Source organism: Salipiger sp. HF18 (assembly GCF_011806505.1).
Lineage (GTDB): Bacteria > Pseudomonadota > Alphaproteobacteria > Rhodobacterales > Rhodobacteraceae > Salipiger > Salipiger thiooxidans.
On sequence record NZ_JAATOS010000097.1, the window covers coordinates 1 to 12,487 of the forward strand.

The following is a 12,487-nucleotide window of genomic DNA, read 5'->3' on the forward strand; positions in this document are numbered from 1 at the left end:
GAAGGCCCGGACACCGTGGGCGCGCTCTGCCTCGAGCCGGTGACCGCCGGTGGTGGCGTCATCACGCCTCCGCCGGGCTACTGGGAGCGGGTGCAGGAGATCTGCCGCAAGCACGACGTGCTGCTGCACATCGACGAGGTGGTCTGCGGCTTGGGCCGGACGGGCACGTGGTTCGGCTACCAGAACTACGGCATCGAGCCCGACTTCGTGACCATGGCCAAGGGCGTCGCCTCGGGCTACGCGGCGATTGCCTGCTGCGTCACCTCCGAGCGGGTCTTCGACCTGTTCAAGACCGACGCCAGCGACCCGCTCGACCACTTCCGTGACATCTCGACCTTCGGCGGCTGCACCGCCGGTCCGGCCGCGGCCATCGAGAACATGCGGATCATCGAGGACGAGGGCCTGCTCGACAACACGCTCGCCATGGGCGCGCGGCTGCTCGACAACCTCAACGCGCTGAGCGAGAAGCACGCCGCCATCGGCGACGTGCGCGGCAAGGGCCTGTTCTGCGGCGTCGAGCTGGTGGCCGACCGTGGCGACCGCACGCCCCTCGACGAGAAGACCGTCGCGGCGGTGGTGGCGGAATGCGACCGCAACGGCGTCATCATCGGCATGACCAACCGCTCGCTGCCCGGCCTGAACAACACGCTCTGCCTGAGCCCCGCGCTGACTGTGAGCGCCGAGCAGATCGACCGCATCAGCGACACCATCGACGCGGCGCTGACCACCGTTCTCGGCTGATCCCCGCGAGGGGAGAATGCGACGCCGCTCCGGGAGACCGGGGCGGCGTCTTCGCATTCCGGGGCCTCGCGCGCTCTCAGAGGTGGTCGAACACCGCCCTCAGCAGCCGCTCGGCGGCGCTGTGCAGCGGGCGGAAGCGGTTCTGGATGATAAAGCACGGCGAGACCATGATGGGCTCGGCCAGGTGCAGCTCGACCAGCTTCGCGCCGAGCGCCCCGTGCGCCAGCATCTGCGCCACCTCGCGGGTCTGCGGGGCGATGGTGTCGGTGCTCTCGAGCAGCGCCAGCACCACCAGCAGCGACGAGGAATTGGTGACCCGCGGTGGCGTGTCCAGGGTCTGCGAATGGAACGCCGCCTCCACCGCCTGACGGATCGGAGAGGGCAGCTCCTGCACCACCCACTCGTGCTCGAGCAGCTCTGCCAGCGTGACCTCGCGCCGCCCGGCCAGCGGGTGCTGCGGCCTCACCAGCAGCGACACGGTCTCGTTGCGCGCCGGGTGCAGGCGGAAATCGCGGCTGTCATGGTTGGGCGGCAGGCGCGCGATGATGAAATCGTAATGGCCGTCGACCAGCCCGCGCACCAGTTCGTTCGAAGTGCCGACTCCGATGGTCATCTCGATGTCCGGCGCCTCGGCCCGGACCTGCCGCACCGCCGGCATCACCAGCCCCACCGCGGGGCCAGTCACCGCCCCCACGCGCACCCGCCCGGTCTCGCCCGAGGTCACACGCCGCGCCTCTTCCTCGAGCGCGCCGTATTCCTCGAGGATCACCTTGGCGTGGCGGATGCAAAGCGCGCCCAGCGCGGTCGGGCGCATGCCCTTGGGGTGACGCTCGAACAGCGCCCCGCCGGCGCGCGCCTCGATCTCGGCCAGCACGCGCGACGCGGCAGGCTGCGACATCGCCGCCATCTGCGCCGCCCGCTGCAGCTGGCCGGTCTCGGCAATCCGCATCAGCAGCGCGAGGTGGGAAGGCCGGAGACGGTTGGCGAAGTCCATGGCGGCACAACATATCATCTGAGGTATGCAGATTTTCGGTAATTCGAATTGAGCGTTATGTAAACGCCCTGTTACTCCTTCCAGCGGGTTCGGGAGGACCCGCAAGGGAGACCCAGCGCCGACGGGGGAGACGTCTGGCGCATCCAGAGGAGGAATACCGTGTATCTCAAGAGAATCCTGGCCTCGGCCAGCGCTGTTGCGCTGCTCGCGACCGCCGCGCTTGCCGATGGCACCGTGGGCATCGCCATGCCGACCAAGTCGTCGGCCCGCTGGATTTCCGACGGCAACTCGATGGTCGAGCAGTTCAAGGAAGCCGGCTACGAGACCGACCTGCAATACGCCGAGGACGACATCCCGAACCAGCTTGCCCAGATCGAAAACATGATCACCAAGGGCGTGGACGTGCTGGTGATCGCCGCCATCGACGGCACCACCCTGTCGAACGCGCTCGAGAACGCGGCGGCGAGCGGCATCAAGGTGATCGCCTATGACAGGCTGATCCGCGACAGCGAGAACGTCGACTATTACGCCACCTTCGACAACTTCAAGGTGGGCGTCCAGCAGGCCACCACGCTGGTCGACGGACTCAAGGAACGGTTCCCGGACGTGAAGCCGTGGAACGTCGAGCTGTTCGGCGGTTCGCCGGACGACAACAACGCCTACTTCTTCTACGATGGCGCCATGAGCGTGCTGCAGCCGCTGATCGACGACGGCTCGGTCAACGTCGTCTCGGGGCAGATGGGCATGGACACCGTCGGCACCCTTCGCTGGGACGGCGCGGTGGCACAGTCGCGCATGGATAACCTGCTGTCGGCCCACTACACCGATCAGGAGGTGCACGGCGTGCTGTCGCCTTATGACGGGCTCTCCATCGGCATCCTGTCCTCGCTCAAGGGCGTGGGCTACGGTTCGGGCGACCTCAAGATGCCCATCGTGACCGGCCAGGATGCCGAGGTGCCCTCGGTGAAGTCGATCCTCGCGGGCGAGCAGTATTCCACCATCTTCAAGGACACCCGGTCGCTTGCGGGCGTGACGGTCGGCATGGTCGACGCCCTGCTCAAGGATGGCGAGCCCGAGATCAACGACACCTCGACCTATGACAACGGGGTCAAGGTGGTGCCGTCCTACCTGCTCGAGCCGCTGCCCGTCACCGGCGCGAACTGGGAAGAGCGCCTGATCGACAGCGGCTACTACAGCATGGACCAGATCAAGTAATCCAACCGGCTCCTCCTGGCCTGTCCGGGCCATGACCCGGGCGGGCCGCTTTCAAGCGAAGGGTGTGACATGTCCGCACTTCTCGAAATGCGCGCGATCACCAAGACCTTTCCCGGCGTCAAGGCGCTCGACGAGGTCAACCTGACGGTCAGGCAGGGCGAGATCCACGCGCTGGTCGGCGAGAACGGCGCCGGCAAGTCCACCCTGATGAAGGTGCTGTCGGGCGTCTACCCGGCGGGCTCCTACGACGGCGAGATCCACTATGACGGCGCTCTCGCCGAGTTCCGCGACATCTCGGACAGCGAGAAGCGCGGCATCATCATCATTCACCAGGAACTGGCGCTGGTGCCGCTGCTGTCGATCGCCGAGAACGTCTTTCTCGGCAACGAGAACGCCCGCAACGGCGTGATCGACTGGCAGGGCACTTTCCAGCGGACGGAAGCGCTGCTGCGCAAGGTCGGCCTGCGCGAGGCCCCGACGACACTGGTCGACAAGCTGGGCGTCGGCAAGCAGCAGCTGGTCGAGATCGCCAAGGCCCTGTCCAAGGAGGTCCGGCTGCTGATCCTCGACGAGCCGACCGCGGCGCTGTCCGAGGCGGACAGCCAGGCGCTGCTCGACCTGATGCTCGAGCTGAAGGTGCAGGGCGTCACCAGCATCATCATCAGCCACAAGCTCAACGAGGTGCGGCGTGTCGCCGACACCGTGACCGTGATCCGCGACGGCTCGACGGTGTCCACGATGGACGCCCGCAGCCACCCGATCACCGAGGCCGCCATCGTGCGCGACATGGTGGGCCGCGACATGGCCCACCGCTACCCCGAGCGCCAGCGCCGCGCCGGCGAGGTGCTGATGGAAGTCAGCGACTGGAACGTCTGGCACCCCGAGCACGTCGACCGGCAGGTGATCCGCTCGGCCAGCCTGCACGTGCGCGCGGGCGAGGTCGTGGGCATCGCGGGGCTGATGGGCGCCGGGCGCACCGAGCTTGCCATGAGCCTCTTTGGCCGCTCATGGGGGCGCAATGTCTCTGGCACGGTGAAGATCCGCGGGCAGGAGGTCGACGTCTCGAAGGTCGACCGCGCCATCGCCGCGGGCCTCGCCTACGTCACCGAGGACCGCAAGAGCCTTGGCCTGATCCTCGAGGAGACGATCCAGCGCAACGTGACGCTGGCGAACCTGCAGGGCGTGTCCTCGGGCGGGGTCCTCAACGAGAACGCCGAGACCGAGGTCTCCGAGAAATACCGACGGGCGATGAACATCCGCACGCCGAGCGTCTTCCAGAAGGTGATGAACCTCTCGGGCGGCAACCAGCAGAAGGTGGTGCTGTCGAAGTGGCTCTTCGCCGGGCCCGAGGTGCTGATCCTCGACGAGCCCACCCGCGGCATCGACGTCGGCGCCAAGTTCGAGATCTACGGCATCATCAACGAGCTGTCGGCACAGGGGAAAGGGGTGCTGATGATCTCGTCCGAGATGCCCGAGCTCCTGGGCATGTGCGACCGCATCTACGTGATGAACGAAGGGGCCCTCGTCGGTGAGCTCACCGCGGCAGAGGCCAGCCAGGAGCGCATCATGTCGCTCATCGTGACGGAATAGGGAGGAGCGGGGCATATGGCACTTGCGGAACAGACCGGCGGGGAGACCGCGACCAAGAGCGTCGGGGACTACCTGCTCAGCCACCTGCGGGAATACGGGCTGCTCTTCGCCCTGATCGCCATCATGGTGTTCTTCCAGATCGTGACCGGCGGCACGCTGCTGCGCCCGGTCAACATCACCAACCTGCTGCTGCAGAACAGCTACATCATCATCATGGCGCTGGGGATGCTGATCGTCATCGTCTCGGGTAACATCGACCTCAGCGTCGGCTCGGTGATGGGCTTCATCGGCGCGCTGGCGGCGGTGCTGATCGTCAACATGGGGCTGCCGTGGCTGCTGACGATCCTGATCTGCCTCGTGGTGGGCGGGCTCATCGGCGCGGCTCAGGGCTACTGGGTCGCCTACTGGAAGATCCCCTCGTTCATCGTGACGCTGGCCGGGATGCTGGTGTTCCGCGGCCTGTCGCTGTGGCTGCTCGAAGGCCAGTCCGTAGGCCCCTTCCCGCGCGAGTTCCAGACCATCGCCAACGGCTTCGTGCCCGACATCTTCCCCTCCGCCATCGGGCAGGCGCTGGCCCCGGTCTTCGACGCACGACAGGTCAACGTGCTGGCGCTGATCACCGGCATCGTCGCCGCCGCCATCATCGTCTGGGGCGGCATGCGCAAGCGCGCCCGCAACAAGGCCTACGGCGTCGTCGACGAGCCGCGCAGCTTCTTCATCGCCCGCAACGTCATCATCGGCGCGGCGCTGATCTTCATCATGTACAAGCTCAGCACCTTCCGCGGCCTGCCCAACGTGCTCATCACCATGGGCGTGCTGACCATCATCTACGCCTTCCTCACCGAGCGCACGGTCACCGGCCGCCGGATCTATGCCCTCGGCGGCAACCAGAAGGCCGCCAAGCTCTCGGGCATCAAGACCGAGCGGCTGACCTTCCTCGCCTTCGTCAACATGGGCATCCTCGCCGCCGCCGCCGGGCTGGTCTTCGCCGCACGGCTCAACACCGCGACGCCCAAGGCGGGCTTCTCGCTCGAGCTCGACGTGATCGCGGCCGTGTTCATCGGCGGCGCCTCGATGTCCGGCGGCGTCGGCAAGATCGTCGGCGCCGTGGTCGGCGCCTTCCTGATGGGCGTGCTCAACAACGGCATGTCGATCATGGGCATCGGCATCGATTACCAGCAGATGATCAAGGGCCTCGTGCTTCTGGCCGCCGTGATCTTCGACGTCTACAACAAGAGCAAGCAGGGCTGAGCCATGACGTTTTCCCCGGCACCCTGGCCGCGCAAGCTGCGGTCGCAGGAATGGTATGGCGGCAATGGTCGCGACACGATCTACCACCGCGGCTGGATGAAGAACCAAGGCTACCCGCACGACCTCTTCGACGGGCGCCCGGTGATCGGCATCCTCAACACGTGGTCCGACCTCACCCCCTGCAATGGCCACCTCCGTGAGCTGGCCGAGAAGGTGAAGGCCGGCATCTGGGAGGCCGGCGGCTTCCCGGTCGAGGTGCCGGTGTTCTCGGCCTCCGAGAACACCTTCCGCCCCACCGCGATGATGTTCCGCAACCTCGCGGCGCTGTCGATCGAGGAACAGATGCGCGGCCAGCCCATCGACGGCGCCGTGCTGCTGGTGGGCTGCGACAAGACCACGCCGTCGCTGCTGATGGCCGCGGCCTCGACCGACCTGCCCTCCATCGTGGTGACCGGCGGGCCGATGTTGAACGGCTATTTCCGGGGAGAGCGCGTGGGCTCGGGCACCCATCTCTGGAAGTTCTCCGAGGCGGTGAAGGCCGGGGAGATGACACAGGAGGAATTCCTCGAGGCCGAGGAATCCATGAGCCGTTCGTCGGGCACCTGCAACACCATGGGCACGGCGAGCACCATGGCCTCGATGGCCGAGGCGCTGGGGATGGCGCTTTCCGGCAACGCGGCCATCCCGGCGGTGGACAGCCGCCGCCGGGTCATGGCCCAGCTTTCGGGGCGACGCATCGTGCAGATGGTCAAGGACGACCTGAAGCCCTCGGACATCATGACCAAGGCGGCCTTCGAGAACGCCATCCGTTGCAACGGCGCCATCGGCGGCTCGACCAACGCGGTGATCCACCTGCTCGCCATCGCGGGCCGGGTGGGCGTGGACCTGACGCTCGACGACTGGGACCGCTGCGGGCGTGACGTGGCGACCATCGTGAACCTGATGCCCTCGGGCAAGTACCTGATGGAAGAGTTCTTCTACGCCGGCGGCCTGCCGGTGGTGCTGAAGCGGCTCGGCGAGGGCGGTCAGCTCAACCGCGATGCGCTCACCGTCTCGGGCGAGACCATCTGGGACGAGGTGAAGGGCGTCCGCAACTGGAACGAGGACGTGATCCTGCCGCTCGACAAGGCGCTCACGCAGCAGGGTGGCATCGCCGTGCTGCGCGGCAACCTCGCCCCCGACGGGGCGGTTCTGAAGCCCTCAGCCGCCTCGCCGCACCTGCTGAAGCACCGGGGCCGCGCCGTCGTCTTCGAGGACATCGACGACTACAAGGCGCAGATCAACGACGAGGCGCTCGACATCGACGAAACCTGCGTCATGGTGCTTAGGAACTGCGGGCCCAAGGGCTATCCGGGCATGGCCGAGGTCGGCAACATGGGCCTGCCGCCGAAGGTGCTGAAGAAGGGCATCACCGACATGGTGCGGATCTCGGACGCGCGCATGTCGGGCACCGCCTACGGTACGGTGATCCTGCACACCTCGCCCGAGGCCGCCGCGGGCGGGCCTCTGGCGGTGGTGCGCTCGGGCGACATGATCGAGGTCGACGTGGCGGAGCGGCGCATCCATCTCGACATCCCCGACGAAGAGCTGAGCGCGCGGCTTGCGGCGTGGCGGCCCAACCACGAGCAGCCCGAAAGCGGCTATGCCTGGCTGCACCAGGCCCATGTGCAGGGCGCCGACACCGGCGCGGATCTCGACTTCCTCAAGGGCTGCCGGGGCGCCCCGGTCGGAAAGGACTCGCATTGATGGAGATCGCGCTCGTCGGCATCGGAAAGATCGCGGTGGACCAGCACGTGCCCGCCATCGCGTCGAGCCCCGACTGGGAGCTCGCCGCCACGGTTTCGCGCCATGGCCGCGTCGAGGGCGTGCCCGCCTATGACGATTTCGCCCGGATGCTGGCCGAGCGGCAGGACATCCGCGTGGTCTCGCTCTGCCTGCCGCCGGTGCCGCGCTTCGACTACGCGCGGGCCGCGATCGAGTCCGGTCGTCACGTGATGCTGGAAAAGCCCCCCGGCGCGACCCTCGGCGAATGCCACGCGCTCGAAGAGATGGCCCGCCGACACCGGGTGTCGCTCTACGCCACGTGGCATTCGCGGCAGGCCGACAAGGTGCCCGCGGCCAAGGCCTGGCTGGCGGAGCGGACGCTGCACCGTCTGCGGATCACCTGGCTCGAGGACGTCCGGCACTGGCATCCCGGGCAGGACTGGGTGTTCGAGGCCGGCGGGCTCGGCGTCTTCGATCCCGGCATCAACGCGCTGTCGATCCTGACCGAGATCCTGCCCGACGACGTGCACCTCACGGGGGCCGAGCTGCGTTTCCCGTCGAACCGCGAGACCCCCGTCACCGCGAGCTGCCGCTTCCACCACCCGGGCGGCGCCGAGGTGAGCATGGAGCTCGACTGGCTGCATCAGGGGCCGCCCACATGGAGCATCGAGGCCGAGACCGACGCCGGCACCCTGCTGCTGGAGAACGGCGGCGCCACGTTGTCTATCGACGGCACACGGGACGAGAGCCTGCCGGGGCTCGCGGGCGAATACCCGAGGCTCTACGCGCAGATGGCAGAACTCGTGCGCTCGGGCGGGGTCAACATGGACCTTGCGCCGTTGCGCCACGTGGCCGACGCCTTCCTGCTGGGCCGGCGCGTTGCCGCGGCGCCCTTCGACTGGGACACCGCGTGACCGACGCCCCTGCCCCCTTCGGCACCGCCCCCGACGGCAGCCCGGTGAAGATCGCGCAGATCGCCGCCGGGGACGTTACCGCGCGGGTGGTGTTCTGGGGCGCGAGCCTCGTCGATTTCCGGCTGGGTGGCGTGCCGCTTGTGCTGGGGTGCGACGCGTTCGACGCCTATCTCGGCCCGATGCGCTATTTCGGCGCCATCGTCGGGCCGGTGGCCAATCGCATCGCCCGGGGCCGCATGGTGCTGGGCGGGCAGCGCCACGAGCTCGACCGCAACGAGGCCGGGCGCACCACGCTGCACGGCGGGTCCGACGGGTTCGGCACCAGCAACTGGCGGATCGTGGATCTCGCCGACAGCTCGGTGACGCTTGAGCTGCACAGGCCCGGCGGGCTCGGCGGCTTTCCCGGCTCCCTCGAGGTCGAGGCCCGCTACACGCTCGGCGACGGCGGAGCGCTGACGCTCGACATCGCCGCGACCACCGATCAAGAGACGGTCTTCGCCCCCGCCTTCCACGGCTACTGGTCGCTCGACGGCCAGCCCGACCTTGGCGGGCACAGGCTCACGGTCGCGGCCGAGACCTACCTGCCCGTCGATAGCGCCAAGATCCCCGAAGGCGCGCCGCAGCCGGTTGCGGGCACGGTCTTCGACCACCGCACGCCGAGCACGCCCGCCCCGGGGATCGACCACAATTTCTGCCTGAGCACCGAGCGCGGTACCCTGCGCCACGCCTGCACGCTCGAGGCAGGCGGGCTCCGGCTCGAGGTCTCGAGCACCGAGCCCGGCCTGCAGGTCTACACGGGCGTCAAGATCGACAGCGCGCCTTTCCCCGGCCATGGCGGCGCGCCCCATGGCCCCAACGCCGGCATCGCCATCGAGCCGCAGGGCTGGCCGGATGCGGTCAACCGCCCGGACTTCCCGCCCGTCGTGCTGCGCCCCGGCCAGCCCTACCGACAAACCTCACGCTTCGCCGTGACCCGCATCGACTGAAGAGGCCCCCGATGAAGACACCGCTGACCGGAATCCTGCCCGTCGCCCCCACCCCGTTCCACGACGACGGGCGCATCGACCCCGAGGGCATGTGCCGCGTGCTCGACTGCATGATCGATCAGGGCGTGGACGCGATCTGCATCCTCGCCAACTACTCGGAACAGTTCCTGCTCTCGGACGAGGAGCGCGCCGCGCTGACCCGGGTGAGCCTCGAGCATGTCGCCGGGCGCGTGCCGGTGATCGTCACCATCAGCGCCTTCGCCACCGCCATCGTGACCGCCCGCGCCCGCGAGGCCGAGAGCCTCGGCGCTGCGATGCTGATGATGATGCCGCCCTACCACGGTGTCGGGCTGGTGCCCGCCGAGGCCGGGATCTTCGAGCATTTCCAGGCGGTGTCGGACGCGGTCTCGATCCCGATCATGGTGCAGGACGCGCCGCTCTCGGGCGTGACCCTGTCGGTGCCGCTGCTGGCGCGCATGGCCCGCGAGATCGAGAACGTCTCGTATTTCAAGATGGAGACTCCCTTCGCCGCGGACAAGCTCGCGGCGCTGATCGAGGCGGGTGGCGAGCACATCGTCGGCCCCTTCGACGGCGAGGAGGCGGTGACCCTGCTGGCCGATCTCGACGCCGGCTGCACCGGGACCATGACCTCGGCGCTGCAGCCCGAGAAGATCCGCCCCATCGTCACCAGCTATCTTGCCGGGGACACCGATGCGGCGCTGGCGCAGTGGAAGCTCTGCCTTCCGCTCATCAACCACGAGAACCGGCAATGCGGGCTGCGCGCTGCGAAGGTGGTGATGAAGGAAGGCGGCGTGATCGGTTCGGACCATGTGCGGCACCCGCTGAAACCGATGTACGCGCGCACGCGCGAGCGGCTGCTGTTGCTCTCGCAGGAGCTTGACCTCATTGCCCTCAACTGGGGCAAATAGGCGAGAGACCACCGGAGCACCCCATGACCTACCGTGCAACCCTCTACGACGACCGCCCCTGCGAACTTGGCGAGGGGCCGCTCTGGCACCCTGAGCGGCAGCAGCTCTTCTGGTTCGACATCGCGGGCCGCAGGCTGCTGTCGCGCGCCGGAGACACGCCGCTCGAGTGGCGCTTCGACGAGCACCACAGCGCCGCCGGCTGGGTCGACCGCGACACGCTGCTGGTGGTTTCCGAGACCGGGCTCTGGCGCTTCGACATCGAAAGCGGCGAACGCGTGCTGCTGCAGCCGCTCGAGGAGGAAAACGAGGCCACCCGCTCGAACGACGGGCGCGCCGATCCGATGGGCGGGTTCTGGATCGGGACCATGGGCAAGGGCGCGGAGCCCGGCGCCGGGGCGATCTACCGCTGGTATCGCGGCGAGCTGCGCCAGCTGGTGGCCGGGATCAGCGTCTCCAACTCGATCTGCTTCGCCCCGGACGGACGCACCGCCTATTTCGCCGACACACCCGAGGGCCGGATCCGGCGCCAGCCGCTCGACGCCGAAGGCTGGCCCTCGGGCGAGCCCGCGCTCTTCGCCGACCCGGGCGCGAGCGGCCTGCGGCCCGACGGCTCGGTGACCGATGCCGAGGGCACGCTGTGGAATGCCGCATGGGGCGCCGGGAAGGTCACGCGCTACGGGGCCGACGGGCAGCCCGGGCTCGAGGTCACGCTGGCGGGCAGCCAGAGCACCTGCCCGGCCTTCGGCGGCCTGGAGTTCCGCACGATGTTCGTGACCACCGCCCGCGAGGGGCTGACCGCGCCGGACGCGGGACAGGGCTGCGTCTACGCCATCGACCTGCCCTGTGCAGGCCGGCCGGAGCCCCGCGTCCTCCTGCCCTGACGGGTCACACCACCGCCTCGACCAGCGCCGCCACGTCGCTGAGGCATCTGCGGCGAAGCTCGTCCACGAGGTCCGAACGCGCCTGCGGGTCCGACGGCCAGAGCGCCATCTCGACCGCCCGGACGTAGTGGGTGACCAGCCCGATGGGCTCGTCCGAGGCAAAGGCGGTCAGCGCATCCATGTGCACGCGCGCCAGATCGCGGTCTTTGTCAAGGATCGCCCGCTCCAGCACGGAGGCATGAAACCAGATCACCGCGTGGGCCAGCGAGCCGCGCGCGAGGCAGGCGAGGCCGTCGGCGATCTCCTGGTCCCGGGCCTCGCGATCCTCGGCCACCAGCGCGGCGAAACCGAAGATCGTGCCGCCGACATAGGCGTCAGTCCCGGCGTCGGGCAGCAGCGCCGCGATGCGGCTGCGGGCGGCTTCGGCATCGCCGCCCCGCAACGCGCTGAACGCCTTCAGCGTCTCCACGTCCTTGGAGAACCGGCTCTCGCCCGGGGTCAGCGCCTCGATGGCGGCAAGATCCTCGTCGAGCCCCTCGATATCGCCGTTCATCAGCCGCATCTCGGCACGGACCTCGCGGGCGATGAGCTCGGTACGCACCGCCCCGCACTGCCGGGCGCTGTCGACGGCGATGTCGGCGAGCAGGTGGGCATGCGGGCCCGGGTCCGCGAAGAAGAGCGCGAAGGCCCGCATGAAGAGGTACTCCTCGCGCACCAGCCCGAGCCCGGCCTCCTCGGCGATCTCGATGGCGCGTGAGAAATGCCGGTGCGCAGAGGCGAAACGTCCGGCAGCATAGGTCGCGTCGCCGATGCCGCCATGCCCCCGGGCGATGCCGCGCGGATCGCCGGTCGCCTCGGCCGCTGCCAGCGACGCGCAGTGCTGGGCAAGGCATTCGGCCAATTCGCCCCGGAGGAAGGCGCGGTTGCCGCGCTGCTCGTGGATCTCGGCACGCCCGAGCCCGGTCAGGCCGATGCTGTCGGCGATCTCCTCGGCGGCATCGAGCACGCGGTCGGCCTCGTCGCCACGTCCCAGCCGGTGCAGCACCAGCGCCTGCCGGCACAGCATGGCGGCGCGGGTCTCGGCGCGGATCGCCTTGCCGTGAGCGGCGCGGTAATCGTCGAGCGCCCCCTTCATGTCGCCGCGGATCCGCCGCAGCCCGGCGCGACAGGAGTGCAGCTCGGCCATGGCCTCGGGGTCGCCGTCCCGGGCGAGCCCCGCCTC

Annotated in this window: 11 protein-coding genes; 9 read left to right on the forward strand and 2 right to left on the reverse strand. The window is 68.8% G+C overall.

All coding sequences use genetic code 11. From position 1 onward, the window contains the following. Nucleotides 1-741: aminotransferase class III-fold pyridoxal phosphate-dependent enzyme (locus HC022_RS10805; protein WP_167452430.1), on the forward strand; the 741-nt coding region annotated here is incomplete at its 5' end. A 76-nt stretch (nt 742-817) separates the two neighbouring features. On the opposite strand, the gene HC022_RS10810 is transcribed toward HC022_RS10805, so the two are convergent. Further along, entirely contained in the window at nt 818-1,735 is a 918-nt protein-coding gene (locus tag HC022_RS10810; protein ID WP_089963478.1) for a LysR family transcriptional regulator, read from the reverse strand. Between the two features lie 159 nt (nt 1,736-1,894). Between HC022_RS10810 and chvE the strand changes: the two genes are divergently transcribed. The 8 genes from chvE (at nt 1,895) to HC022_RS10850 (ending at nt 11,265) form a co-directional block, all read left to right on the forward strand. Next, nucleotides 1,895-2,950 carry a multiple monosaccharide ABC transporter substrate-binding protein gene (chvE, locus tag HC022_RS10815; RefSeq protein ID WP_167452431.1) on the forward strand — a complete coding sequence of 352 codons (1,056 nt, stop codon included), beginning with the start codon at nt 1,895-1,897 and terminating at the stop codon, nt 2,948-2,950. 69 nt (nt 2,951-3,019) lie between these two features. Further along, the gene (mmsA, locus tag HC022_RS10820; RefSeq protein WP_089963484.1) at nt 3,020-4,540 is read left to right on the forward strand and encodes a multiple monosaccharide ABC transporter ATP-binding protein; all 1,521 of its coding nucleotides are present in this window, start codon (nt 3,020-3,022) and stop codon (nt 4,538-4,540) included. Nucleotides 4,541-4,555: 15 nt separating this feature from the next. Next, the gene (mmsB, locus tag HC022_RS10825) at nt 4,556-5,791 is read left to right on the forward strand and encodes a multiple monosaccharide ABC transporter permease (RefSeq protein WP_167452432.1); all 1,236 of its coding nucleotides are present in this window, start codon (nt 4,556-4,558) and stop codon (nt 5,789-5,791) included. Between the two features lie 3 nt (nt 5,792-5,794). Then, a complete protein-coding gene (araD, locus tag HC022_RS10830) occupies nt 5,795-7,537 on the forward strand; it encodes an L-arabinonate dehydratase (RefSeq protein WP_167452433.1) in 1,743 nt (580 codons plus the stop codon). Next, entirely contained in the window at nt 7,537-8,469 is a 933-nt protein-coding gene (locus tag HC022_RS10835) for a Gfo/Idh/MocA family protein (protein WP_167452434.1), read from the forward strand. The genes araD and HC022_RS10835 overlap by 1 nt, the downstream gene beginning before the upstream one ends. Then, nucleotides 8,466-9,455, forward strand: a complete 990-nt coding sequence (locus HC022_RS10840) for an aldose epimerase family protein (protein ID WP_167452435.1) — start codon at nt 8,466-8,468, stop codon at nt 9,453-9,455. Before HC022_RS10835 ends, HC022_RS10840 begins: the two co-directional genes overlap by 4 nt. 11 nt (nt 9,456-9,466) lie before the next feature. Further along, a complete protein-coding gene (locus HC022_RS10845) occupies nt 9,467-10,384 on the forward strand; it encodes a dihydrodipicolinate synthase family protein (RefSeq protein WP_167452436.1) in 918 nt (305 codons plus the stop codon). A 23-nt stretch (nt 10,385-10,407) separates the two neighbouring features. Further along, nucleotides 10,408-11,265, forward strand: a complete 858-nt coding sequence (locus HC022_RS10850) for an SMP-30/gluconolactonase/LRE family protein (RefSeq protein WP_167452437.1) — start codon at nt 10,408-10,410, stop codon at nt 11,263-11,265. Between the two features lie 4 nt (nt 11,266-11,269). On the opposite strand, the gene HC022_RS10855 is transcribed toward HC022_RS10850, so the two are convergent. After that, the coding region (locus HC022_RS10855) for a hypothetical protein (RefSeq protein ID WP_167452438.1) at nt 11,270-12,487 on the reverse strand (1,218 nt) is incomplete at its 5' end.